Source organism: Bacillus sp. WC2503 (genome assembly GCF_052682895.1).
In genome coordinates this window covers 1,192,403-1,217,738 of the sequence record NZ_JBQYMD010000001.1, presented here as the reverse complement: position 1 = coordinate 1,217,738, position 25,336 = coordinate 1,192,403, and the positions used below count along the sequence as shown (strand labels likewise).

Here is a 25,336-nt window from a genome sequence, read left to right as displayed (position 1 = left end):
CACTGATTATTAACCTTCACCAATCGATTGTTTACGGGCAGTTAATTTCCCACCTACCTTCTTTGCTCTAGCCGAATTTTGAGGCGGGAATCTCACTACCCACAAATAGCGTGATAAATAGACTGTATATGTATTATAATGGGAGTTTTATCAAAATTGTTGTTCCTATTCCTTCTTTACTCACAATACTAAGTGTACCTCTATGAAGCTCCACCATTTTTTTTACGATAGCTAAGCCAAGACCTGCACCTGCAGCATGATTATTAATCTGGTAAAAAGACTGCTCTATATATGGTAAATGCTCTTTAGCAATTCCAATCCCTTCATCTTTCACCTTTATCACTGCTTGTCCTTCATTTTTAGTCGCTTCAATGTATACAGTACCATTTTCATGTGAATATTTAATTGCATTTTGAATAATATTCAAGAAAATTTGCTTTAGCCTATTTCGGTCTCCCAACAATTCAATTCGTTCTATAGTATTAATGAATTGAATTTGTTTCTTTTCAGCGTTAGGAGTTAATTGCCAAATCGTCTCCTCTAGTATATCGTACAATTGCACCTTTTGTTTATATAAATTAAAATGATTTGATTGTAATCTTGAAAAATCTAACAATTCTTCTACTAAATGAATCAATCGGTCTGTCTCACCGGAAATAATCCCCATACCTTGCTTGATTTCTTCTTCTGTTAAATGTTCTACTGTTTTAAGCGTCTCACTCCAACCTTTAATTCCTGTTAAAGGTGTTCGTATTTCATGAGAAATAGAAGCGATAAATTCATTTTTCATCTGTTCCGCTTTTTCTATTTTATCAGACATATAGTTTAAACTATGTGCTAATTCACCTAATTCACCAGGATAATCTTCTTTAATTTTATTTTTCAACGTTCCTTCTGCGATTTGTGAAGAAGCTTGAATGATAGATTCAATTGGCTCAACAAAAGAATTTGCCAAGCGTCTACTAATTGAGAAGACAATACATGAAATAACAATACCAACGGCAATAGTAAACATAATAATTTCAATAATCTTTGCATTCACATGTGTTAATACTGTCGTATATTTTAAAACACCGATTGTTTGTCCTTGATGTATAAGTGGGCTTAGCACTTCTAGTTGTTTTTCATTATCTTTCGTAGTAGTAACTTGATTATACATTTCACCTTCCAATAAAGATTGTGGGATATTCACTTTACCTTCTACTTTTTCACCACTTGAAGATTGTATAACCGAACTATGACGATCAATTAACTGTAATTCCGTTCCATCTAATTGAAAACTACTAATTATGTCACCACTATATTCTTGCAAACGAATAAAATATAATGAATTGTATTCTGAGAAAAATCGAGTACTCGTCTTCGCATGAGATTCTATATATTGCACAATACCATTATAATAATATCGATAAATTGAGACCGAAAATACTACCTCAAACAATACAAGCATAAGTGTAATGACCGTCATAAAATATAAAGTCACTTTCCGTTTCATCTTATACTTTCCTTCCACACATATCCTTTTCCCCACACTGTAAGGATAAATTCGGGTTCTGATGGATTACATTCTATCTTTTGGCGTAACCGTCTCATATTTACATCTACGACTTTCGTCTCGCCTACGTAATTCGTTCCCCAAATCATATTTAAAATTTCATCACGTGAAACCGGCTTTGAGGATTGATTCATTAAGTATTGTAAAATCATATACTCTGTAGGTGTTAAATCAACCAATTGTCCATCTCTATATAATCTTTCTTCTATAATATTTAACGAAAACGGACCAGACGTAATTGTATTCGTTTTTTCTTTATGCACTTCTATTCTTCTTAATAGAGATTGTATACGTGCAGTTAACTCTACTGGACTAAACGGTTTTGTAATATAATCATCTGCACCAATTCCTAGTCCTTGCACCACATCTCCATCTTGTACACGTGCGGTTAACATAATAATGCCCATTTTTTTATTTTCTTCCCGAATAGTTTTACAAACTTGAAAACCATCAATTCCTGGTAACATGACATCAAGTAACGCTACATCAACAGTGTGATCACATAAAATCTGTAACGCTTCTTCTCCAGTACTAGCTTCTAATACATAAAATCCAGCACGCTTTAAATTTAAGACAATAAAACTACGGATTGGCATTTCATCTTCTAAAACTAAAATTGTTGACATAATTTCCACCTCCCTACTCTTGTTGATAATCCGCTAGCGGTTTTATATATGCTTTCACTTTTTTAAACTTTGATCGCTTCGGCACTGCATATACGTGAGAAGCCGTTTTCACCGCTGCCTCGAATCCTTTTATTTTGAACCATTCTTTCCGCTTAAAAATTTGGACTTCAAGCCATATTTCATTTGTATTTACGCCCAAAAACTTTTGAGAATTTGATTCCTTCTGCTGATCTGGGATAGTAATTTTCCCAATCAACTCTTCAGGAATTTTCACAAAATACCCTTTTTCTATATCGATGTATCTTTCTTCTATAGGTTTCGTTCCATCTTCACTCCACTGTATGTAACGTTCAAAGAGCGGACTATCTCCATGTGACTTATCTTCCCAACCTTTTGGACGTACAGTACGAACAAATTCAATAATACCGTCTTCATTTACATCTTTACTTTCCACCACATATTCATTGAATAAATCTTCTTTCCCATCTATAGGTAGTACCTCATAATGATCCTTATCAAATTTTGCTACATAAGTTATACCTGAATGAGCCCCAATTCCTGCATCAATTACAATCGCCTTTAATGTTTTAGAAATATGGCCCATTTGTATTCTTTGAATACTATTTATAAATGGATCAAATGTAACTTCTGATATTGTCTTAAACTGCTCAATAAGCTCAACTGTCAACTTCTCATCTTTTTCATAAGTAACAAGGCTTATATCATTAAGACCATTTCTATTTAGATCCTCTATAAATAACTTCGTGTAACGCCGATTATAAATCTCCTTCATATCATCATTTTCTTCTGAAAAAGCATACATAACATGTTCTAACGATTCACGATTTACAGAGATTCCAATTAATAATTCTCGCTTCCCATTCCCTGTAAAATCACCGACTTCAACGATATCTATATCCTCACCATCAAATTTATGCGTGGACTTTATTTTCCACTTATAGCCGATTTCCTCATATACAGCTAAATATACGCTACGATCTTCATTCGGCAATTTATAAAATACGATGGCTTCTTTTTTATTATCTTGTTTAAAATCCATTGACCAAATCATTTGTTTATCTTTATTAGACTTTGGAGTAAGCAACCGATAATTAACAGGCAAATCTTTATCTATTTGCTCTTTTAGTTCATTAATCCACTTTTCATTTGCAGGAGCTCCCATTAAATTGGTTGGAGCTTCAGACATTTTACATCCAGTCAATATAAAGACGATTCCCATAATGCTTATCCATTTTTGCATATGTTATCTTTCCTTATAACAGTATTTATCTTTACTTTTTGCTTATCCAATAATCTCATACATATGAGTATAATTTTTCTAGAATAAAAAATCGTTACAGAAAAGTTACAAATCCATTTCCATAAAAAAAGATTGGCAAAGGCCAATCTTTTTTACTTTTCATTTAGAACTGATTTTGGCGTTACACCTAGATGTTGATTCAGTTTATTTGAAATATCTTTCACATTTTTTTCATTTGGAATGTAATAATAAATACCACCAATACGTTTATCAGTACCTTCAATTTGCATCTTTTCCATTTGTAGATCCGATCCTGCCATGTTTTTCGTAATAGCAAGCATATCATCAAATGTTAAGTTTGTTTTCATGTTTTTATCAACTGCATCAAGTAGAGAGCCCATTTTGCTAATTGATTGAACAGACATTGCTTTTTTCGCAATTGCTTCTATTACAAGTTGTTGTCTCTGTCCGCGCATTGCATCACTATCAATTTTACGTGTTCTTGCAAGTGCAAGTGCCTGTTCTCCATTTAAATGTTGGAAACCTTTTTCTAAATGAATCATACCTGCTTGGTCTTTACTATCTTGCTCTGTGAACGTAACAGGTACATCAATATCAATACCACCTAGTGAATCTACAATTTGAACAAATGACTCAAAGTTAAACTTCACATAATAATCAACTGGAACATTTAAAAATCTTTCCACAGTATCTCGTGTACTTTCAACACCACCAAATACATGTGCATGCGTAATTTTATCTAATTTTTTTCTAGATGGAATATAAACACGTGAATCACGCGGAATACTAACTAATTTAACAGATTTATCATCTTTATTAATTGTTGCTAATAAAAGTGCATCCGTTCGAACCGCTTCACCATATTGACTTTTCCGCATTTCACTACCGTCTACACCCATAATTAAAATTGAGATATTATCCTTTAAAGGTTCCACTTCTTTATCACGTTTTGATGATTTATCAATTTGTGCATATGCATCACTTACAACCGCTTTTGCTTTATTATATATTAACGACCCATATCCTACTCCACCAAAAACAAGCAAGAACAATGGAATTATTATAAACCACTTTATTGACTTTCTTTTAGAACGCTTCTTATTACTTCTCGTATTTTGTTCTAATTCAGAGCTCATACCCATTCGCCTCTCTTTCTCTTTCCCTAGTATAATGTATGTCTAGTAATCTTCATATTGAATTTCCTTTCAATTACCTTACAAATTTGTAAGGTTACATTGTGGATTCAATATATATTCCATTTCACATTATACTCTCGTACTTATTTTTGGCAAGTCACTATTTACTAACTTCAAAAATTTAGCACTTCGCAACATTCGAAATTACAGATTTATCAACCTTTTCATTTCAAATAATCTGACTTTCAACTGAAAGAACGAACAAAATAGTGAGTCAAGTTAGTTATTAACTCTCTATTCATACAGTTATATTTCACATTATTGTTTCGCCAACGGCGTATACATGATTTTCTTCCCATTATTATAAATTAAAGCAGTCTTTGCTTTTAATTTCGTTTTTTCTATTTCCACATCTTCATTTGAGAAATTCACAATAATTTTAATATCTTTTCCATATGAAGTAGATTGTACTAGCTTATCTTCTGACAAGTATGCAAAGTTTGTCATTTCTTCTTTTACTGCCTTTTTATGAACTTCATTCCAAACTTTCAGATGCTCTGTAATTTCTTTTTTATGCTGATTCCACTCTACTTCATCTAAATGGTACAAAGGAGGAACATTATACAATAACTCATATAGCATACGGCTTCCTACCTCATCTTTCACTTTCAAACTTCCCCATTCCCAGTGATGCGTTGTAATGACGGAATCGTTGTATACTAATTTATATAAAGGAAGCGAATATACTGGATTTAAATATACTTGTTTATATTCTTCTTTCAATGGTACTTGTTTTGCATATTTTTCTGGAACATTTTGATTTGGTGAATAATATCCACCGACATAATACGGGCTTGTTTTGTTTTTCCGCATATCTTCATCGTCCCATTTAATAACTGGCGTTTCAATTCCATGAGCAAATGCAATCGTACTACTGGCAAAATCATTTCCGCCCTCAGAGCCAACTACCATACCTTTTTCTTGGGCAATATAATCCATTCGTTGTAATCTTGCTTTTAAATCTTGTTCCTGTGTCGTTACATGTTTTGATGAATAGTCATCATAAATTTCACCCGTTGCATCACAATCGATAAACCATGAATTATATTTAGGACCATTTTGCAATATATCGTTCATTCGTTCTTTTACACTAGGAAGTGATAATGTTGGATTTAGTTTTCGCCCTCTACCTAAAAACCCTTGCACCTTTTCTCCATTTTTCTTCGTTACAGTTGCCTCTTCATATAACGATGGATCATTAAAGGACGCTGTGTTCCAATTTTTATCACCTTTCTCATGAATGGAATGATAAGAATCATACGGACCAACTAAATATCCCATTTTCTTAGCTTCTGTAACAAAATTAGGTTGCATAAATCCTTGTTCCCAGTTCGGTAGACCAATCCAAGCTTTGTCTATCCCTTCTTCTTTCATTTCCTTTATTATATCCGTTCCATCTGCGTTTCCCCACTTACTTATATCTTCAACTGAATCACCAAGTACTGACTTTAATAAATGCTTATTTAAGCTATACAGTTCTGCTTTCGATAAGTGATCTATACCTTTTTTTAATAACTCACTAGCCTCCTGATCAACTTTCGGGAAAATATCCTCTTTATACAATTCCTTCATTGATAACACTTCGTTTACATAACGCAAAATAACATTTTTTTGATACTTATCAATGAAATCTTGTTTACTTACTTGCTCAAATACATTTAATTCCCCAGGCTCTGAACTATTTTTTTGAATAAGCTCTTTTATATGGCTAAACACTGGGCTATTTATTTGCTCTCTTAACTTCGGCCAATTTACATTACTTGCTGATAAACCATTTTGATTCCAAAAATAAAAATGAGCCGCTCCATAAAGTTTTTCAATTTCTTTATTTCTTCTTGCCTTTTCTTGTAATGTTTTAAATTCACCTTTTTCCATAATGTTATCCTTATACAGCTTAGCAATACTTACTGCATCAGTATTTGTGACATATAATTGAAAACCATATGTTTTATTTTTATTTATACTCGGGAATTCATGTATAAAATCAAACCCTATTTTCGGATCCGAATGAAATTTCACTTCATTATTAAATATATTATTCGCAATATATACAATGGAATATTTCGAACCATTTAATGCAAAAAACTTCATAGAAAATGATTCAGCAAATGAATATGCATCATCCTTTAAAAACTTCTTCCAATTCTCATCATTACTTGGAATTTGTTTACCTTCCCATAACGGAAGTGTATAATTTTCAGCCTGTACTTTCGGCCATGTAAAGCTTTCTGCACCAATCGATTCTACTTCAATATTTAAGTGGTCTTTTTTCTTTTCTAAGTTTACTTTTACTTTTTGATCTGGATATTCCCACGACATACGATCCTTATCTTTTTTTACATTCGACACCTTCATTATCGGCAGAGCTCGTGATGCCTGTTCCTTTACACCATCATGTTCTACAGTTAACGTGAAAGTCTCTGGATTTACATCGTAAGTAAAATCTTTATACGTCGCTTTCTTTATTTTAGACTCTTGTACAGCATTATTACCTTTTACATCACACCCGACTAAAGTCGAAAATGACATAGTTGTAAGAAGACATATCGCTATCATTTTTTTCATCTCCTGCACCTCCATCCCTGAATATACAGGGGATTTGTTACAGGAATATGGCAAAAAATAATAGAGCTAGCATAATGCTAACTCTATTATGAGTATAAAAAGTTCTCAAATAACTATAATTTATTTTTTAATATGTAATACAGCGGGACTTTAATCCTTGTTTTTTATTTTCACAAATAATGCAAATAAACAAATTAAAGTTTCGCTAGGCTTTCCTTAACTGAAAAAGTAAGTGTATATAATATATCCTAAAACTAACACTAAAATTAATATCCCTGTACCTTTCCAATTCATGCCCCCTGTCATATCACCAAGGCTACCTGATTCCGCTCTATTGAGCCCATCATTCAAAGAACCGGTAGGGTTATTTTTTAACTCACTTTGTCTTATGTGTTCTCTTTTTTCTTCTGGTGACTCTTTTGAACTCATATAATCACCTCCAAAATTAATACGCTCTTTACTGAATTATACAATACTCATTTTCATTTTATATGCTGATTTAAAATATATTTACAGCAAAAAAAAGCTAGCGATGCTAGCTTTTTTTATAATCCAATATGTTCTTCCTTATTTACAGAAATCCCTTTATGATCGATTTCAAGCTCACATACTTTCATAGCTGTAAATACTTTCGCTAATTGCTCAGCGATTTCTTGACGTTTCTCATACGGCGTTAATATAAAAATAGATGGTCCCGCACCGCTAAGTGCTGTGCCGTACGCACCGAATTCTTTTGCGCATTTACGAATAGATGGTAATAACGGTACGAGTTCTAAACGATATGGCTCGTGAAAATGATCTCTTTCCATCATTTCACCTACAACTTCCCACCGCTTTTGGCATAATGCTGCTACTAATACGTTGCTTATCGCACTAGCTTTAACTGCTTCATGAAACGGAAACATTTCTGGTAATACAGATCGACTTTCATCTGTATTTAGCTCTTCATTTGGAATAAGAGAAATTACGCCTAATTCCTTACTTTCAATCCTTACAACTGAAACATTCTTTCCATCAAGTGCTCCGATTACAGTTCCACCTAATATAGAAGCTGCAACATTATCTGGATGCCCTTCAAAATTTGTAGCAATTTGAACCTTTTGATCAGTCGTTAAGTTCAAATTAGCAAGTTGATTCGCAAGCTCTATTCCTGCTACAATCGCTGAGGCACTACTTCCTAGTCCTCTTGTTAGCGGAATATTACTAGTAACTTCTATTATATGGGGTGATAAAGACGGACATACTTTACATGCCGTGCTAACGATTAAATTTTTATCATCTGTCGGAATTGAATCTTCAAAGGAATGTATTACTTGCCATTTATCAGCTGTGCCCTTTACAACAACCTCTAAATACAATGACAAAGCTATTCCTACTGAATCAAATCCAGGTCCAACATTTGCTGTACTAGCAGGCACACGTACTCTCAATGGTATCACGACATAATCACCCCTTTTATATGTTCTTTAATTTGTTCTATATCATTTGAAACACTTGCAATATCTAATTTATTAGAAGAAATTGCGATATCAGGATCTTTCAAACCATTTCCAGTTAATACCGCAACTACTGTTTCTCCTTTTTTGATTTTTCCAGATTGAACATGTTTCATTACGCCAGCTAATGAAGCATTTGATCCTGGCTCAGCGAAAACCCCTTCCGTTTTTGCTAACAATCTATACGCATGTAATATTTCCTCATCTGATACCATATCTATCTCGCCTCGAGACTGCTCAGCAGCCTCTACTGCATATGACCAACTCGCTGGGTTACCGATACGTATAGCTGTTGCAATTGTTTCAGGTTCTTCAATTACATGTCCTTTTACAATTGCAGCTGCTCCTTCCGCTTCAAAGCCGTGAATTCTTGGCTTTTTGTAGCCTTTTTCTTTCTCATATTCACAGAACCCTTTCCAGTATGCTGTAATATTCCCTGCATTCCCAACAGGAATAGCGAGAACATCTGGCGCTTTTTGCAACTGGTCACAAATTTCAAACGCTGCTGTTTTTTGCCCTTCAATTCGATAAGGGTTCACTGAGTTTACTAATGTAATTGGCTCTTCTGCAGCAATGTTTCTTACAGCCTTAAGTGCATCATCAAAATTTCCTTCTATTGAAATGATTTCAGCTCCATAAGCGACTGCTTGCGCTAACTTTCCATGCGCAATCTTTCCTTCCGGGATTACGATAATACATTTCATTCCGAGGCGTGCCGCATATGCTGCAGCCGCTGCCGATGTATTACCTGTTGATGCACAAATGATTGCCTCAGAACCTTCTTCTTTCGCTTTAGCAACCGCCATTACCATACCACGATCTTTAAAAGAACCTGTTGGATTCGCTCCTTCATACTTACCATATAAGTGAATCCCTAATTGTTTTGATATATTTAATAATGGAATTAGAGGCGTATTCCCTTCCATTAAACTGACATCAGGTGTGTTTTCATTTACTGGTAAATAAGCAGCATACTGTTTTAATAGTCCTTTATACATATTGTTTTTCCTCCTCAATAATGTAATAACTGTTTATTTCACTTGCGACAGCTTCTATTGCTCCTAAAACTTTTTCGAATTGATATTTTGAAGTTTGATGTGTCACAACAACGACTTCTGCAAGCTCACGATTCAAAGGTAATTGAATCACTTCTTTTAAACTTACAGAATAATTAACGAAACATTCTGTTACTTTTTGCAACATCCCTGGCTCATCTTGTAATGAAATACGTAAGAAGTATTTCGAAACAACTTCTTCATCTCCTTGTAATTCATACGGCACTGGTTCTTTTAACGCACTTTTATTTTTCGGAACTTGATTCATATTTTTAACAATCGAAATAATATCACTTACTACAGCAGAGCCAGTCGGTAACTTCCCAGCTCCAGGTCCGTAAAACATCACTTCCCCTACTGCTTGACCGTGAACATACACTGCATTAAATTCATTATTTACATTTGATAACGGATGACGGCTTGGTAAAAGAGTCGGTTCTACACTTAAATGAATAGCTGCTCCTTGTTTCTCCGCTTTACCAATTAGTTTCATAGTAAATCCTAACTTTTCAGCCATTTGTAAATCTTCTTTTGCAACCTTTCGAATCCCTCTCACTTGCACATCATCTAATGAAACATTCATCGAAAACCCTAAATTCGCAAGGATCGCTACCTTTCTCGCCGCATCTAGTCCATCTACATCTGCTGTCGGATCTGATTCTGCGAATCCTAATTTTTGTGCTTCCTGTAAAGCCTCTTCATACGACCATCCATTTTGACTCATCTTTGTTAACATGTAATTTGTTGTTCCATTTACAATTCCCATTATTTTTTCAATTTGATCTGAAGCTAATCCGTCTGTTAATCCTCTTAACACTGGAATACCACCCGCTACACTTGCCTCATAACATAGATCACAATCATTTACGTTCGCTAATTGAAGAAGTTCCGCACCGTATACAGCCATTAAATCTTTATTTGCTGTTACGACATGCTTCTTATTTCGTAAAGCCTTCACAATATGCTGTTTTGCTTCTTCAATTCCGCCCATTACCTCTACTACAATATCAATATTTGAATCATTTAGAACTTCATCTGCATGACTTGTTACTGCAATTCCATCAATACAAACATCGCGTTCTTTTTCCAAATCACGTACAACGACTGTTTTTACTTTCACTTCGTATCCTGTATCAAGTGCGATTTTTTTATAATGTTCTTTCAAAATGTGGACAACACCACTTCCGACTGTACCTAATCCTAACACCCCAACATTAATAACGTTATGCATCTTCTAATCTCCTCCTACAATTTTATTTTTTATCTCTATCAATCACCTTGTTCTGCTTTTTAATCATGCAGGTGGTGGTTATTTCCGTACGTACGAATCGTTTCATGTTACAGCACCTCCTTTCAAAGTAATAAAGTGAAACTTTAATCAGTGGAGATTTTGTCCATTCCTCACTGATTATTAGTTGAACCAATCGGGCTTTTACGGACAGTTGATCTCCCATCTAACTCCCTCGCATCTGCCAAATTTTGAGATGGGAGTCTTACTGACCGTTAATGCGGGATAAAAAAACACACTCATCCCTAGGAAAGGGACGAATGTGTTTTCGTGGTTCCACCCTTGTTCCAATCTAGACGTATCTCCTCCTAGATTGCTCAAGTTCAGATAACGGCTGATACCGTCAATAATTACTAGATTACTCGTTCACTATTGAAGTTCAAAGGTGGTAAAATCATTTCTCGTGTTAGGAAGCTCACACCCTTGGCTTCCCTCTCTGTAAACCGTAAAAATGATTTCGTGTCCTTATCGTTACTTTTTCGTTCATGTTTATTTGTTAACTCATTATACTCGCATAAAAAACAAAATCAATAAAATTTTTTAATTATTTCAAATTTTCTATCTCTAAGGCCGTAAAAAAACACACTCATCCCTAGGAAAGGGACGAATGTGTTTTCGTGGTTCCACCCTTGTTCCAATCTAGACGTATTTCCTTCTAGATTGCTCAAGTTCAGATAACGGCTGATACCGTCAATAATTACTAGATTACTCGTTCACTATTGAAGTTCAAAGGTGGTAAAATCATTTCTCGTGTTAGGAAGCTCACACCCTTGACTTCCCTCTCTGTAAACCGTAAAAATGATTTCGTGTCCTTGTCATTACTTTTTCGTTCATGTCTATTTGTTAACTTATTATAGTTATCAAATTTTTAAAAAGCAAGCCTATTTTTATTAACTATTTTCAAGATCATTTTTTATTATATTTCACAATAATATTTTATACCGGCCAATCTATTTACCTATTTCGTAATTTCCCAACTTGTAAATTAATGTTTCACATAAAAGTATTCCATTCTAAAACGAGTAGATCTCTTCCTTTTAAAACTATACTAATAAAGGATTTTTAATACAATCTTTTCGTATAACTTTCTTCTAAAGAACGTGCAACATCTTCTTCTGAAGTATTCACTTTCGCATGCTCCAACAACATTTTTGCTGCTGAAGGTAACCCTTTTTTATTTAACCAAGATTCTGGATCCCACATCTTAGAACGAATAAAAGCTTTTGCACAATGAATGTAGCATTCTTCTATTTCAACAACAATTCCAAGTAACGGATTACGTCCATTCGCCTGCATCTCTTTCAAAATTTCTTCATCGTTTGTAATATATGCTTTACCGTTTATTCGGAGTGTTTCCCCAAGACCAGGAATAAAAAAGATTAACCCTACGTGCGGATTTGAAATAATATTTAAAATGGAGTCTATACGACGATTGCCCGGCCTTTCCGGAACGATAATTTTATTTTTATTCAATACATATACAAATCCAGGTGCATCCCCTCTTGGCGAAGCATCACACTCTCCTAATTTATTTGCAGTAGCTAATACTAGAAAAGGAGATTTAGACAGAAAATCTACACAATGATGATCAAGTGATGAAATAACTTTTTTCAAAGCTCGCTCACTTGGTTGCCCCAATATTTGTCGTAATTCTTCCTCTGTTGAAATAATCGATTTTATTTCCTTACTTTCTATCCCCATTTACAACCACCCCTTTTTTCTTTATTTTCCCAAAATTTAATACAAATATTGTATAATAAAATTTGCAGAAAGGGGAATTAAAATGACAGAGTGGTTAACGATATTTGATTCTGAAAAAAATACACTTGGAAAGAAATTACGTGATGAAGTGCATCGTGACGGTGATTGGCACGAAACATTCCATTGCTGGTTTATAGAAAAAGATGATGAAGATATGTTCTTATATTTTCAATTACGCTCTAAAAATAAAAAAGAAGCTCCGGGTATATGGGATATTACTTCAGCTGGACATATTATGCATGATGAAGATGTAGAAATTGGCGGCCTTCGTGAAATTGAAGAAGAATTGGGGCTTTCCTTTCAAAGGACTGATTTAGCATACAAAGGAATCTATAAAATAGATTATGAAATTTCAGATCTTACTGATCGTGAGTTTTGTCATATGTATTTTCACAACGTAATAAAGCCTCTTCCATTTGCACCAGGTGATGAAGTAGACGATGTGATGAAAGTACATGCAACTGCTTTTCTACAACTATTAAAAAGAGAGATTTCATCTTTTTCGGCTATTTCTGTTTTAAACAATAAACCAATTACAATAACAATTGAAGATATTTATCCGTATGATCTTACATACTATGAATTTGTTATAGAGCAAGGAAAAGAATTCTTAAAAAATAATAGTTTATAAATAAAATAGGACTCCTAGCATAATATTGCGCAGAGTCCTATTTTTTTACTATTGTTCAAGTATCTTCAATCTATTCTCTACTTGTATAAATAAACGAATGATTAATAACAGCATAACCACCATAATCGCTATTATTGTATGGGGATATCTAAACAGTATACTAATAACACTTCCAATTAATATCATGATGAATCCGTTTTTCTTCATCACTTCTGCACTATACTTGTTACCTGCATCCCATAACTTCTTATTTTTCATAGACCGTTTCGTACGATAACCATATGCTGCGTTAATATCTGTCGGTGGATTTTTTTGAAGAATACGTGCGGCAAGTATAAATATAATACCGATCAACATGCTTATTCCTATGTTTACTAGTGCATACAACAATTATATCCACCCCCTAATTTATACCTTCATTATACTATATAATCACCCAAGTTCCAATTATTAACATTTTCATTTTCTCTCTTTAGATGTCTGGAACATACTTGGAAGTGTTACAAAGCGCGCTCCTTTCGTTTTCAACTGTGGAATGATTTTGTCTAGCGCATCTACAGATCCTTGTAAATGCCCACCTGGAGTTGAATGCTGAAGTATGACACTACCTGGAAATGAATTCCCTAGCACATTATTTGTAATCGTATCAGCACTTACACCTTTCCAATCAACCGTATCAACACTCCACTGTACAATCATAAAATTTTGCTCTGTTGCCCACTTCAATTGATTTTCAAGTATTTCACCGTAAGGCGGACGTATAAACTTCGGTGCATAACCAGCTAACCGATTTAATATTTCTTCCGTTTTTATAATTTGATTATGGTACTCAGCCTCATTTACTTTCGCTAAATTTGGATGACTATACGTATGATTACCAATTACATGCCCTTCGTTTGCAATACGCTTTACTACATTCGGAAACTTTTCTGCATTTTCACCGAGCAAGAAAAAAGTAGCTTTCACATTATGTTGTTTTAACTTATCTAAAATTTTTGGCGTAAATACTAAATCTGGTCCATCATCAAATGTAAGAGCTACTTCCGCTTTATTGTATGGTCCTGAAAATGCATACGCATATTTTTCGACCCATGAAAATGGTGTCCATGATCCACGATCCTCTTCTTTCATTTGTGCTTCATAATTTTGAGGAACATGTAATGCGTATGGTAGCGCATTTACATAGTCTCCATAATAAAATGAATGATATGGCATATAAGCGTACGAAATATTGCGTTCTAGCCCTAAAGGAAATGGAACGAACATTTCTGGTGAATAAAAATAATACATGATAAAAACCTCCCTAAAATTTCATATGTGTTTCATCTGTACTTTGTTAGAGAAATTCTGATTCCTGAACAAAAATAAGACTGTCCGTAATTAGGACAGTCTTACTGATTTATATACTTAATAAATTACTTTACTATCTTTCGGTAATTTTCTTACATGCTTTAAATAGCTCGTCACTTTGTCATCATCATCTTGCGGATATTGATATTCATAAGTGTTAGCAATTTCGTTCGCAACTTTCCTAAATAAATTACCCATTATGAAAAATGAATCCCAAATATTTTCATACTCTGCATTTGAAAATGTCCTTTTAAACTGCTCCCAGACATCTTTTTCAACATATTGTTCGAAATACTTCCCAAACTTCCCAGCATTAGCTGTAAACTTTGTTTTCATACCAATATGCCACTCTAGCATTACAACTAACATATCTCGCATTGGGCCTTCAAGCATTCCTTTCGCATAAGTAAGCTCCTCGCGCCATAACCCTTTTCCTACATTTGTACTACACCACCAAAATTCATTACAGCAATCTAAAAACTCTTTTTCCGTAGGCTTTTTTACTAAGTAATCTTTATCGCTTGCTGGTGGGAATTCTCCCAGACAATTATCTTTATCAAGAAGCAGTTTACTTAAACTATCTTTTCCAACGAACTTTTTTATTAACTCAACTGGAACTAGTGTTAAATCAATCCGATTCCCATCCATGAACTGCATTAAATACGGAAACTTCCCGTCTTCATCTGCTGGAATTAATGACATTTCTTCCGGCATTTGTACAATCATTATTTCTCCAAATCTATGAATCCAATTATGATTAGATATAAAAGATTGTATATCATTCACAACATACATAATATCATAATCTTGAAAACAATCTTTTTTCACATTTGGATTTACACGCGATCCATTCATGATGACAGCTCGAATTCTTTCATCCTCTTTTGCTGTATTTATAATTAAGTCTAGCATTTCTTTTTCAGTTCTCATCTACTTATAGCCTCCAATTTTTTAATATATAATATAGCGTTATGTATACTGGAGGTCCACGAGCTAATCTCGTTATACACGATACATGTTATAATTTTCGAAACTTCTTTTTCATCCCTTTTTCCTTCTTACATCACTCTTTTACAACTGCCATCACAAACCCATCGTATCCCTTACTTCCTACAGTTTGAAGCGCTGTAGCACTAACACGTGGCTCAGCAGCTATTAATTCATAGAAACGGCGTATTCCTTGTACACGAGGATCGCTACTAGTATTGTCAATAACTTCTCCTTCACGTACTACGTTATCACCAATAATTACAGTACCCGGTCGTGATAGTTTTAGTGCCCATTCAAAATAAGCAGGGTTATTTTGTTTATCAGCATCTATGAAAATAAAATCAAAAGGTTCATACTGCTCATTTTTTATTTGTTGTAAAGAATCTAACGCTAATCCTGTTCGTATTTCAATTTTATCATTCAAATTAGCACGTTCAATATTGCTACGTGCAATTTCTGCATGTTTTTCATTTGCTTCCAATGTAACAACTTGTCCTCCAGATGGTAAGCCCCTTGCAATCCATATCGTGCTATATCCGCCTAGAGTACCAATTTCCAAAATGTTTCGAGCTCCTTGAATTTGTACTAATAGTTGCAAAAACTTCCCTTGCGTTGGCGATACATCATGTGCCGGTAAATTAGCTGCAGCGTTTGCTTGAAGGACCCTTTCTAATGTAGAATCTTTCGGTATTAATACATCACTCATATATTGATCAACAGCCGACCATTTCTCAATCGTACTCATGTATATACCATCCCCTTAAAGTTTTTTATGCTTTTCTACCATTCACACTTGATTATACCGAAAATTCCGTTTTATATACAAAAAATAAAGAAGGAACACCCACTCCATTACAGAATAGATGTCCCTTCTTTGTTAATACATGTAGCCCTTACGGATTAGTAGACCAAAGTCCTGCTGATTTAATAAATGTACGTTTATTTAATTTCAGCTGTGCTACGATAAACTCTGCAATATCTTCTGCTTGCATTACTTTATCAGGATTTCCATCAGTTAACCCTAAATCTACAGCCATATCAGTTGCTACTGTACTTGGAGTTAAAGCCGTTACACGAATGTTATGTTTACGAACTTCCATCGCTAACGATTCTGTTAAGCCAAGAACACCAAATTTAGAAGCACTATATGCACTTGTTACAGGCGCGCCTTTTTGTCCTGCTGTAGATGAAATATTAATAATATCACCAGATTGTTGTTCAATCATGCTTGGTAAAGCGGCACGAGTTGCATAGTATACACCCATTAAGTTTACTTGAATGATTTTTTCCCAATCAGCAACGTCTAATTCTAAAAACTTACCAAATTTAGAAATACCAGCGTTATTAATTAAAATATCGATAGACCCTAAACCGTTTTTTAACGTTTCAATTGCAGTCGTTACCTCTTCATACGAAGATACATCAGCAGTCGCAATAACAGCTTTTACGCCTTCTGCTTCCACTTCTTTCGCTACAGCTTTTAAGTTTTCTTCTGAACGAGCTAAAAGACCTACATTTACGCCTTCTTTCGCTAATGCGATCGCTACAGCACGACCAATACCTCTACCTGCTCCTGTAATTAAAGCATTTTTACCTTGTAATAATTCTGCCAAGTATAACACTCCTTAATCTTCTCTGTTGTTTATCATATTAAAAGTGTATCTATGTTTATGTAAAAAGGCAATGATGCACTTTCATGTGCGTAGGTTACTTGTAGGTAACCATAGTAGCTATATATGCCTTTTTAAAGAAAAATAGTGTTAGAAATCTTTCCACCTAACACTACTTTTCTTCATATTTAGGAATACACACAATAAATTCTGTACCATTTCCTTCCTCACTCTCGACTTTTATTTCTCCTTCATGAAGATCAAGTACTTTTTTTACAATAGCTAAACCTAAGCCACTTCCTCCATAGGCACGATTTCGTGAAGAATCCGCTTTATAAAAACGCTCAAAAATATGTTGTTTCTGTTCTTCTGATATACCAATTCCTGAATCACAGATACGCACTTCCACTACTGTCTCATGTTCCTTTAACTGAATAGTGATCGTACCACCGCTTGGAGTAAATTTAATGCTATTATGAATTAAATTAATCCACACTTGACTCATACTTTCTTGGTCTGCAGTTACATGGACTTTCTCTAAATCAAGATCTAATTCAATTTCTTTTTCAGCCCAGAGTGGTTCACTATTTAATACAATTTGCTTTAACTGTTGATCTAATCGATAGCTCACTCTTTCTGGTGTATACTCTTCGGATTCTAAAAGAGTTAGCTTCAATAAGTTTTGACTTAGTTTAGATAATCTCGTTGTTTCAGTTTCAATAATGGTAAGATAATGCTTTCTTTTTTCCTCAGAAAGATTATCATCTTGTAGTGCTCTAGCAAATCCTTTTATAGAAGTTAATGGTGACTGTATTTCATGAGAAACATTTGATACAAACTCTTGTCTCATTTTCTCCATCGTATTCAGTTCATCTGTCATATCATTTATACTTTTTACGAGCACGCCAATTTCTCCATCATACTTTTCTTCATTTCGTATTTTTACGGAGAAGTCTCCTTTTGCAATTTTTTGTATCGGTTCAATAATAGTCCAAATCATTGCCTCTCGTTTTGGCCTCATTAATATTCCAATTAATGTCCAAATAAGAATAATAAATACAAAACCGACCATATCACTAATTAGAAAGGCAACAAACGGCGATACATTTACGTCAAAAGCATTCAATAAACTAGTTGCTACATAAAATGCGATAGACCAAATGATAGTAAGAAAAGTAAAGAGAGCTAATACCGCTCCAAATACTTTCAGCATCTTCAACTTACTCATTCGTTTTCTTTTTCTCATTTACTTACCTCTAAGCGATACCCTAAACCTCTTATTGTTTTAATACTAAATTTCGACTTCTCTTCTTGAAACTTCTCACGTAACCGATTAATATGAACGTCTAGTGTACGTTCATTCCCTTCAAAATCATATCCCCATATTTCTTCAATTAATTGCTCTCTCGAACAAGTTCTTCCCGCCTTAGATCCTAATGTAAAAAGTAACTCGAATTCTTTTAGCGGTAACGTAACCGTTTGTTCCCCCAGTGTCACTTCAAACGTTTTACGGTTTAACAGTACATTTCCAACTTGAATCGATTGCGATACTGTAATTTGGTAACGTTTCAGTAACGCCTTTACTCTCACTACTAATTCTATAGGATCAAATGGTTTTACGAGATAATCATCTGTCCCAAGGTGAAATCCTTTTACTTTTTGTGATGTTTCTCCTTTGGCAGTTAGCATCAGAACCGGGATATCATAGTATTTTCTTAATTCAAAACATACATCAAATCCATCCATATTTGGCATCATGATATCAAGAATAACCATATCGACTTTTACTTCGTCCATTTTCCTAAGTGCATCTATGCCATCAATTGCCTCATATGTTTGAAAGCCTTCCCGCTCTAAAAAAACAGAAACGAGTTCTCTAATATGTGGATCGTCGTCTACTATTAAAATTTTAGGTATCAAAGGAACCATTTCCTTTCTACTAAGCATCTTTTATATTTTTTTAAAATGAATAATCAGCGGAGTACAACCTCCACTGATTATTCATTTTATAATGCACCCTCTTTAATTTTCAATTGTTGCGTTGCAAACTCACGATACATGTCATGTGTACGTAATAATTCATCGTGCGTACCGCTTCCTGTAAGGTTCCCTTTTTCAATAAAGATAATTTTATCCGCATCTACAACCGTAGAAAGCCTATGTGCAATAACTAAAGTTGTTCTGCCTTTCATTAAGTTATTTAATGCCTTTTGAACGACAGACTCGGATTTACTATCTAGACTTGAAGTTGCTTCATCTAACATAAGAATTTGCGGATTTCGAAGTAATGCTCGGGCAATCGCAATTCGCTGTCTTTGTCCTCCAGAAAGCTTCACACCGCGCTCTCCAACTTCTGTTGCATATCCATTTGGTAAATCATGAATAAATGCATCAACATATGCCATAGCTGCTATTTTTTCAATTTCTGCATCCGTCACTTCGCCCTCAACACCGTAACAAATATTATCACGAATCGTTCCATCGATTAACGGACTATCTTGTGATACATAACCAATTTGACGTCGCCATGACTGCAATGAATAGCTCGTAATTGATTCTTTTCCTAATTTAATAGCACCACCAGTTGGCTCATAAAAACGTTCTAATAATGAAAATAAAGTTGTTTTTCCGCTACCACTTGGACCTACAATCGCTGTTACTTTTCCAGATTCAATTGTGAAATCAATATTGTTCAATACTTTCTCATCTTCGTTATACTCAAAATGTACATTTTCAAGAACTATCGACTGCTTAGCATTCGAAACCTTCACACCAGTTTCATGATCTTCTACTTCATATTCTAAAATCGCATTAATTCTTTCCGTTGCACCAATTGCCTTTTGGAATTGTGTAAAGAACATAGATAACTGGCTCATTGGCATAATAATTTGAACTAAATATAAAATAAATGCTACAAGTTCACCTGTTGTTAATGCACCACTAGAAACTCGCATTCCACCATAGCCTACGATAATAACAAGCAGTGCCATTAAAACAAACGACATAACTGGTGAAATTAATGCTTGCACTTTTCCTTCTTTTAAACCAAATTGCAATAACTTTTGTATCCCTGTATTACCTGTCTCATATTCTCTTTTTTCTGTATTTGAAGATTTCACTAAACGAATTTCTGATAACACCTGTGTTAACACACTTGTAAAAGATGCTGTTTCATCTTGAAGCGCTTTTGAAATCTTATACATTTTTCGTCCAAGAGGAACTAAAATTAATACAGACAACGGAATAACCGTTAAGAGTAAAGCTGTCATTTTCCAATCTAAAACAAATAATACAATTAATGATCCAACAATTGAAATACCGCCTGTTAATAAATTTGACAAGTGCTCAGAAATTAATGTTTTCACAACACCTGTATCATTTGTCATACGGCTAATCGTATCGCCTGTTCTATTTTGATCATAATAAGATACTGGTAAAACAAGCACCTTTTTCCACAAACGTTCTCTCAGTCCAGCTACAATCTTCTGCCCAATATAATTTAGTAAATAAATAGACAATCCTGCAGCAATGGTTTGCATGACAAAGAAGGCAACTAGCCCAACAATTTGTCCTGTACTAATTGACGAAAGCGAAAAATTATCTACTAATCCTTTTGTTAACATCGGAATAAATAAACTCGCTCCTGTAGAAAGCAAACTCATTAACAATGCAAAAACAAGAATCCCTTTCGGAGGATTTGTATCTCGAATAAGGCGTAAAAACTGCCTCCAACTTCCTTTTTTCTTCATTTCATTTCTAACTTCCATTCCTGTTCATCTCCTCGTGTTAAGCCAAACTGCTCTTTCTAAAACTAGAATACAGTACAAATGTAAACTGAATGTAAACACACTTTTTCTATTTTTACAAAATATACATAAAAACTCATCTTTACAACAGATATAAACATCTGATATTATTACCTGGTACTTAATATTATTGTATGTGAATTATAGATAACTAATTTAAAATACTATATAAATCTCCAGTTATTGAAAGGAGTATCCTTTTTGCAAACAAATATACATTCTGAAAAGGAAACAATCATTTTTATTCACGGCTTAGTTGGCAATCGTCGTGCCTTCAAAAAAGAGCATAAACGATTTTCTGCCTCCTACAACATTATAACTTATGACTTATTAGGTCACGGCGACGATAAAGGAGAAGCTATTGAATTTTCATTACAGCGCCTCGTAGATCAATTATTGAAATTATATGAAAAAGAAGGTATTACAGAGGCTCATATTTGCGCTTTAAGCTATGGCTGTTATATCTCCACTATTTTTGCACAAATGCACCCGGAAAAGGTATTAAGCATTTGTCATATTGGTGGACATTATAATAATCCATCCCTTTTATATAACGTATTTCAAAAATTTTGGGAGAAGCGAGGAGACGAATACTCTAAATGGCTCTCTCAATACGCAAATACTATTTTTCCAAGCGGCATATTAAAAGCGAATCCGTTCGCAGTCATTTCAAGAAATATTTACTACCGTTTCGGATTACAATTACATTCATCCATAATTGCCCAATCATTACGACACCGGTTAGAATTCGATTTAAAATCTAAATTAAAATCACTTCCCCACCCAATATTATGGGTAATGGGTGAACAAGATCATCTCTATAAATCTTGCCTATTTGATTTAAAATCTATTCTGCCAAACGTTCTATATAAGGAAATACCTTTAGCAGGACATGCTGCAAACTTATTTCGTCCTAACTATTTTCATGACTTATATGATCGATTTTTAAATGGAAAGTTAAAATAAAAACTACTAAACTTCCAATTTATTCAACTATAAAAAGGCTTCCCAAGTTTCCTTGGAAAGCCTTTTCTCTATACGAAAAGTATAAAATACTTTTTCTTAGTATGCTTTTGTGTAACCTAAAATGTGCTTGCTCCAGTAAGAGTTGCTTACAGAACTAATACGTACACCAGTTGCATCAGTTTCTGCACTAATGAACTGACCGTTTCCTAAGTAAACACCCATGTGAGAAGGACCTGATTTATAAGTATTTTGGAAGTATACTAAATCACCTGGTTGTGGATTACTAGTTTTTGTTTTAGAGCTCCAGTATCCAGCAACTGTTTGACGAGCGCCTTTATGACCAGTTTGATTTAATACGTAGTGAATGAATCCACTGCAGTCAAAACCAGCAGGTGTTGTACCAGCAGTTCTGTATGGTGAACCATTTAAAGATCTAGCGAATCCAGCGATTGAAGACGTATCTCCACCTGTAGGTGCTGTTGGTTTTTGTACTTGGTTAGAACCTTGGTTAGAACCTTGGTTAGAACCTTGGTTACCACCAGTCACTCCACCTTTTACAAACTTAACATAGTCTGCACTTACGTAACCTGTGCGGCCATTATGGTTAATCTTGTACCAACCATTTTCTGCGCCAGTAACGTTTAATACTTTACCGTTTGTTACCCCACCAATTACAGCATTGTATGTAGCTGGGCCTGTACGTACTTTTAAAGCACCAGTGTTAACAACATAAGAACCACCAGTTTGAACTGTAGTAGTATTGTTGTTGTTTGTAGTTGGTTTTTGTGTTTCGTTAGATACAGCAGAACCACCTTTTGTTACGAAGTCTTTGCTTACGTATCCAGTTCCACCGTTGAAGTTGATTTTAAACCAATCTTGTACTTCACCTACAACTTGTACTGTTTTCCCTTTATTTACAGAACCTAATGCTGTATGAGAAGTACTTGGGCCTGTACGTACGTTAAGTGAAGAAACGTTTACTGTGTAAGTACCTGTTCCTTGTTGAACAGTTGTTCCTTTGTTACCACCAGTTGTTACGAAGTCACCACTTACATAACCTGTTTGGCCGTTTACACTTACTTTGAACCAACCGTTTTCTTGTCCAATTACTTGTAGTACTTGACCTTGTTTTACTTTAGAAATAACGTTATGTCCTGTACCAGCACCTGAACGAACATTTAATACATCAGCAGTTACTGTGTATTTTAATTCAGAAGTTGTTTCTACTTTTTTTGTTTCAGTTACAGTCGTTTGAGTTTGTGTTTGAGTTTGTCCATTAATTTCTTTTAGCGCTTCGTTCGAAACTTGTGCATGAGCAGAATCCATACCTGGAACTGCAACACCTGCTACTGAAGCTGCTGCTAAACCTGCAATTACTTTTTTCATAAGTTGTCTTTACTTCCTTTCCCTACTATCCTCTTAAAAAAACATATAAACTTAATACTTTACAATATTATCAAAGTAAAATATTCATCAAGTTCCATTTTTTAACAAGAGTTTTATTTTTCACACGTATTTCATTTTAAATGCATGAAGTGAATTCCGTGTGAACTTCATGTGAACTTTATCATTAAACATAGTAATTTTGCAACGATTTTCTTCAAATTTCTTATGTATCGCATGAAAATTCGACATTCCATTCATTATCTCAATATAGAATACTTATTTTCTATCCAATAAAAAAATTTATTAACGAATACAAAACAAACTATGTGTTTTCTTGATAAAATGAATTACATGAAGCGTACTCTTATCATGGCAAAAATTACTTAATTAATCAATAGTATAATATTTTCAGAAAACTAATTTCCTATACGATCTATGTTTTTTAAATAATTTGACGAATTGTAAGATTTAGTTCTCAAAACCTCATTCTATGTTAAAGAAAATACACACTCCATTGACTATTTATTTTTTTACTAGCTATGGAATTTTTGAAATATTTCCGTTATTATTTATATAATCATATAATATGAAACTCTTATCAACAAAGAGATGTGCAATAGGAATTTAAGGACTGCCGACTTCCACCATTCCAAATTGTAGTCTTACTAGTAATGAACAAGGAGGTGCATTTGTGAAAAACATAATAGACGATCACATAAACAAAAATATAGAATTATACTACGCCTCTATTCAGTTCGTTTCATTTATAACATTACAAAAAATATCAACTATTGAAACACGTAAAAAAGAATTGAAAAATCAGATGAAAAATTGCCAACAAAAAAATCCTTACTACTTATAAAGTGAAACTTTATAAGTAGTAAGGATTTTTTGCATCTCCCACTAATTATTATCCTTCACCAATCGGGCGTTTGCGGGCCGTTAATGCGTGATAATAAAAGGTGAACAGGTCGTATCCCTGTTCACCTTTTATAATTTCTACCTTATTTATAAATTTTCACACGATTTTCTAATGGTTGGAACTCTTTTTCGCCAGCAAGTACTACTGGTTTACCAAATGGCATTTGCGCAGTGAGTTTCCAGTTTTCTGGAACATCCCATTCTTTTCTTACTTTTTCATCAATTAATGGATTATAATGTTGCAATGTAGCACCAAATCCTTCAATTTCTAAAGCTGTCCAAATTGCAAATTGTAACATCCCTGAGGATTGCTGTGACCAAGTTGGAAAGTTCTCTTTATATAGTGCAAATTTTTCTTGAAGCCCTTCCACTACTTCACTGTCTTCAAAGTATAAAACCGTTCCATAACCACTTTTAAATGCATTCATTTTTTCTTCTGTAGGTGCAAAGTTATTTTCAGGTACAATTTTCCGTAATGTTTCTTTCGTAAGATCCCATAATTTATCATGTTGTTCTCCTAACAAAACAACAACACGAGCACTTTGAGAATTAAAAGCTGAAGGTGTATGTTTTACAGCATGATAAATCACTTCTTGAATTTTCTCATCAGAAACTACTTGCTCTTTACTAATTGCATAAATAGATCTTCTGTCTTCAATTGCTGAGTAAAAATCTTTTGCCATCATAATTCCCTCCAATTTTCAATTGAGGCTATTTCATATGTATACATCATACAACGCCCCTTCAAACTTATTATTAATAAGTTTATAACTTTATACTATCAACAAACATTGATAAACTCAAATAATAACTCTCACATTTTTTACCTTTTTACTTCCCGTGTTTTAAATA

23 protein-coding genes and 2 other annotated features are annotated in these 25,336 nt (G+C 34.1%); of the genes, 3 read left to right on the top strand and 20 right to left on the bottom strand.

The genetic code is table 11. The features are described 5' to 3' along the window. Positions 1 to 133: 133 nt before the first annotated feature. The 10 genes from ACUN26_RS06375 to ACUN26_RS06330 all read right to left on the bottom strand — a co-directional run bounded on the left by ACUN26_RS06375 (position 134) and on the right by ACUN26_RS06330 (position 12,764). Entirely contained in the window at positions 134 to 1,495 is a 1,362-nt protein-coding gene (locus tag ACUN26_RS06375; protein ID WP_000824523.1) for a HAMP domain-containing sensor histidine kinase, read from the bottom strand. Next, positions 1,492 to 2,181: a response regulator transcription factor gene (locus ACUN26_RS06370; RefSeq protein ID WP_000104235.1), complete on the bottom strand. Its 690-nt coding sequence runs from the start codon at positions 2,179 to 2,181 to the stop codon at positions 1,492 to 1,494. Before ACUN26_RS06370 ends, ACUN26_RS06375 begins: the two co-directional genes overlap by 4 nt. A gap of 13 nt (positions 2,182 to 2,194) precedes the next feature. Continuing rightward, positions 2,195 to 3,442 (bottom strand): hypothetical protein, encoded by a 1,248-nt coding sequence (locus tag ACUN26_RS06365; RefSeq protein WP_001174827.1) that lies wholly within the window; start codon positions 3,440 to 3,442, stop codon positions 2,195 to 2,197. A gap of 152 nt (positions 3,443 to 3,594) precedes the next feature. Then, positions 3,595 to 4,599, bottom strand: a complete 1,005-nt coding sequence (locus ACUN26_RS06360) for an LCP family protein (RefSeq protein WP_002093782.1) — start codon at positions 4,597 to 4,599, stop codon at positions 3,595 to 3,597. A 318-nt stretch (positions 4,600 to 4,917) separates the two neighbouring features. Then, a complete protein-coding gene (locus ACUN26_RS06355; protein WP_000738143.1) occupies positions 4,918 to 7,224 on the bottom strand; it encodes a glycoside hydrolase in 2,307 nt (768 codons plus the stop codon). A 216-nt stretch (positions 7,225 to 7,440) separates the two neighbouring features. After that, positions 7,441 to 7,653 carry a DUF6366 family protein gene (locus ACUN26_RS06350; RefSeq protein ID WP_000095422.1) on the bottom strand — a complete coding sequence of 71 codons (213 nt, stop codon included), beginning with the start codon at positions 7,651 to 7,653 and terminating at the stop codon, positions 7,441 to 7,443. A gap of 116 nt (positions 7,654 to 7,769) precedes the next feature. Further along, a complete protein-coding gene (thrB, locus tag ACUN26_RS06345) occupies positions 7,770 to 8,663 on the bottom strand; it encodes a homoserine kinase (protein ID WP_000612653.1) in 894 nt (297 codons plus the stop codon). After that, complete coding sequence (thrC, locus tag ACUN26_RS06340; protein WP_000276420.1) at positions 8,660 to 9,718, bottom strand: threonine synthase; 1,059 nt, start codon at positions 9,716 to 9,718, stop codon at positions 8,660 to 8,662. Before thrC ends, thrB begins: the two co-directional genes overlap by 4 nt. Beyond that, entirely contained in the window at positions 9,711 to 11,006 is a 1,296-nt protein-coding gene (locus ACUN26_RS06335; RefSeq protein ID WP_000552042.1) for a homoserine dehydrogenase, read from the bottom strand. The genes thrC and ACUN26_RS06335 overlap by 8 nt, the downstream gene beginning before the upstream one ends. 306 nt (positions 11,007 to 11,312) lie before the next feature. Then, positions 11,313 to 11,544 (bottom strand) — a binding site (T-box leader). A gap of 115 nt (positions 11,545 to 11,659) precedes the next feature. Next, positions 11,660 to 11,891 (bottom strand) — a binding site (T-box leader). A gap of 234 nt (positions 11,892 to 12,125) precedes the next feature. Next, entirely contained in the window at positions 12,126 to 12,764 is a 639-nt protein-coding gene (locus tag ACUN26_RS06330) for a pyridoxamine 5'-phosphate oxidase family protein (RefSeq protein ID WP_000510739.1), read from the bottom strand. Positions 12,765 to 12,846: 82 nt separating this feature from the next. Between ACUN26_RS06330 and ACUN26_RS06325 the strand changes: the two genes are divergently transcribed. Further along, positions 12,847 to 13,455 carry an NUDIX hydrolase gene (locus ACUN26_RS06325; RefSeq protein ID WP_000141362.1) on the top strand — a complete coding sequence of 203 codons (609 nt, stop codon included), beginning with the start codon at positions 12,847 to 12,849 and terminating at the stop codon, positions 13,453 to 13,455. 48 nt (positions 13,456 to 13,503) lie between these two features. On the opposite strand, the gene ACUN26_RS06320 is transcribed toward ACUN26_RS06325, so the two are convergent. From ACUN26_RS06320 to ACUN26_RS06285, 8 genes are all read right to left on the bottom strand, one after another. After that, positions 13,504 to 13,845 (bottom strand): SdpI family protein, encoded by a 342-nt coding sequence (locus tag ACUN26_RS06320; RefSeq protein WP_000964938.1) that lies wholly within the window; start codon positions 13,843 to 13,845, stop codon positions 13,504 to 13,506. 69 nt (positions 13,846 to 13,914) lie between these two features. Further along, positions 13,915 to 14,745 (bottom strand): peptidoglycan-N-acetylglucosamine deacetylase, encoded by an 831-nt coding sequence (locus tag ACUN26_RS06315; protein ID WP_000291210.1) that lies wholly within the window; start codon positions 14,743 to 14,745, stop codon positions 13,915 to 13,917. 117 nt (positions 14,746 to 14,862) lie between these two features. Continuing rightward, the gene (locus ACUN26_RS06310) at positions 14,863 to 15,735 is read right to left on the bottom strand and encodes an aminoglycoside 6-adenylyltransferase (RefSeq protein WP_001258517.1); all 873 of its coding nucleotides are present in this window, start codon (positions 15,733 to 15,735) and stop codon (positions 14,863 to 14,865) included. Positions 15,736 to 15,868: 133 nt separating this feature from the next. Beyond that, complete coding sequence (locus tag ACUN26_RS06305) at positions 15,869 to 16,540, bottom strand: O-methyltransferase (RefSeq protein WP_000103829.1); 672 nt, start codon at positions 16,538 to 16,540, stop codon at positions 15,869 to 15,871. A gap of 148 nt (positions 16,541 to 16,688) precedes the next feature. Further along, positions 16,689 to 17,408 carry a 3-ketoacyl-ACP reductase gene (locus ACUN26_RS06300; protein WP_000818985.1) on the bottom strand — a complete coding sequence of 240 codons (720 nt, stop codon included), beginning with the start codon at positions 17,406 to 17,408 and terminating at the stop codon, positions 16,689 to 16,691. Positions 17,409 to 17,577: 169 nt separating this feature from the next. Then, positions 17,578 to 18,651: an envelope stress sensor histidine kinase HitS gene (gene hitS / locus ACUN26_RS06295; protein WP_001231633.1), complete on the bottom strand. Its 1,074-nt coding sequence runs from the start codon at positions 18,649 to 18,651 to the stop codon at positions 17,578 to 17,580. Next, positions 18,648 to 19,325 (bottom strand): envelope stress response regulator transcription factor HitR, encoded by a 678-nt coding sequence (gene hitR, locus ACUN26_RS06290; protein WP_000612405.1) that lies wholly within the window; start codon positions 19,323 to 19,325, stop codon positions 18,648 to 18,650. The genes hitS and hitR overlap by 4 nt, the downstream gene beginning before the upstream one ends. Positions 19,326 to 19,411: 86 nt before the next feature. Continuing rightward, positions 19,412 to 21,172, bottom strand: a complete 1,761-nt coding sequence (locus ACUN26_RS06285) for an ABC transporter ATP-binding protein (protein ID WP_445540873.1) — start codon at positions 21,170 to 21,172, stop codon at positions 19,412 to 19,414. 240 nt (positions 21,173 to 21,412) lie between these two features. Between ACUN26_RS06285 and ACUN26_RS06280 the strand changes: the two genes are divergently transcribed. Beyond that, positions 21,413 to 22,177 carry an alpha/beta fold hydrolase gene (locus tag ACUN26_RS06280; RefSeq protein WP_001194291.1) on the top strand — a complete coding sequence of 255 codons (765 nt, stop codon included), beginning with the start codon at positions 21,413 to 21,415 and terminating at the stop codon, positions 22,175 to 22,177. 96 nt (positions 22,178 to 22,273) lie between these two features. Here the strand turns inward: ACUN26_RS06280 and entFM are convergent, their stop codons facing one another. Then, positions 22,274 to 23,563 carry an enterotoxin EntFM gene (gene entFM / locus ACUN26_RS06275; RefSeq protein WP_000755500.1) on the bottom strand — a complete coding sequence of 430 codons (1,290 nt, stop codon included), beginning with the start codon at positions 23,561 to 23,563 and terminating at the stop codon, positions 22,274 to 22,276. 691 nt (positions 23,564 to 24,254) lie between these two features. Here entFM and ACUN26_RS06270 point away from each other — a divergent pair. Continuing rightward, positions 24,255 to 24,425 (top strand): hypothetical protein, encoded by a 171-nt coding sequence (locus ACUN26_RS06270; protein ID WP_000789336.1) that lies wholly within the window; start codon positions 24,255 to 24,257, stop codon positions 24,423 to 24,425. A 142-nt stretch (positions 24,426 to 24,567) separates the two neighbouring features. On the opposite strand, the gene ACUN26_RS06265 is transcribed toward ACUN26_RS06270, so the two are convergent. Further along, complete coding sequence (locus tag ACUN26_RS06265; protein ID WP_002093783.1) at positions 24,568 to 25,170, bottom strand: nitroreductase family protein; 603 nt, start codon at positions 25,168 to 25,170, stop codon at positions 24,568 to 24,570. Between the last annotated feature and the right edge of the window lie 166 nt (positions 25,171 to 25,336).

Coding starts and splice junctions, on each gene's coding strand:
- ACUN26_RS06315 (WP_000291210.1), bottom strand. CDS start 14,745: ATGTATTATTTTTATTCACCAGAAATGTTCGTTCCATTTCCTTTAGGG.
- ACUN26_RS06285 (WP_445540873.1), bottom strand. CDS start 21,172: ATGGAAGTTAGAAATGAAATGAAGAAAAAAGGAAGTTGGAGGCAGTTT.
- ACUN26_RS06375 (WP_000824523.1), bottom strand. CDS start 1,495: ATGAAACGGAAAGTGACTTTATATTTTATGACGGTCATTACACTTATG.
- ACUN26_RS06360 (WP_002093782.1), bottom strand. CDS start 4,599: ATGAGCTCTGAATTAGAACAAAATACGAGAAGTAATAAGAAGCGTTCT.
- ACUN26_RS06310 (WP_001258517.1), bottom strand. CDS start 15,735: ATGAGAACTGAAAAAGAAATGCTAGACTTAATTATAAATACAGCAAAA.
- ACUN26_RS06325 (WP_000141362.1), top strand. CDS start 12,847: ATGACAGAGTGGTTAACGATATTTGATTCTGAAAAAAATACACTTGGA.
- ACUN26_RS06355 (WP_000738143.1), bottom strand. CDS start 7,224: ATGAAAAAAATGATAGCGATATGTCTTCTTACAACTATGTCATTTTCG.
- hitS (WP_001231633.1), bottom strand. CDS start 18,651: ATGAGAAAAAGAAAACGAATGAGTAAGTTGAAGATGCTGAAAGTATTT.
- ACUN26_RS06365 (WP_001174827.1), bottom strand. CDS start 3,442: ATGCAAAAATGGATAAGCATTATGGGAATCGTCTTTATATTGACTGGA.
- ACUN26_RS06265 (WP_002093783.1), bottom strand. CDS start 25,170: ATGATGGCAAAAGATTTTTACTCAGCAATTGAAGACAGAAGATCTATT.
- entFM (WP_000755500.1), bottom strand. CDS start 23,563: ATGAAAAAAGTAATTGCAGGTTTAGCAGCAGCTTCAGTAGCAGGTGTT.
- ACUN26_RS06305 (WP_000103829.1), bottom strand. CDS start 16,540: ATGAGTACGATTGAGAAATGGTCGGCTGTTGATCAATATATGAGTGAT.
- ACUN26_RS06335 (WP_000552042.1), bottom strand. CDS start 11,006: ATGCATAACGTTATTAATGTTGGGGTGTTAGGATTAGGTACAGTCGGA.
- ACUN26_RS06350 (WP_000095422.1), bottom strand. CDS start 7,653: ATGAGTTCAAAAGAGTCACCAGAAGAAAAAAGAGAACACATAAGACAA.
- thrC (WP_000276420.1), bottom strand. CDS start 9,718: ATGTATAAAGGACTATTAAAACAGTATGCTGCTTATTTACCAGTAAAT.
- ACUN26_RS06370 (WP_000104235.1), bottom strand. CDS start 2,181: ATGTCAACAATTTTAGTTTTAGAAGATGAAATGCCAATCCGTAGTTTT.
- ACUN26_RS06330 (WP_000510739.1), bottom strand. CDS start 12,764: ATGGGGATAGAAAGTAAGGAAATAAAATCGATTATTTCAACAGAGGAA.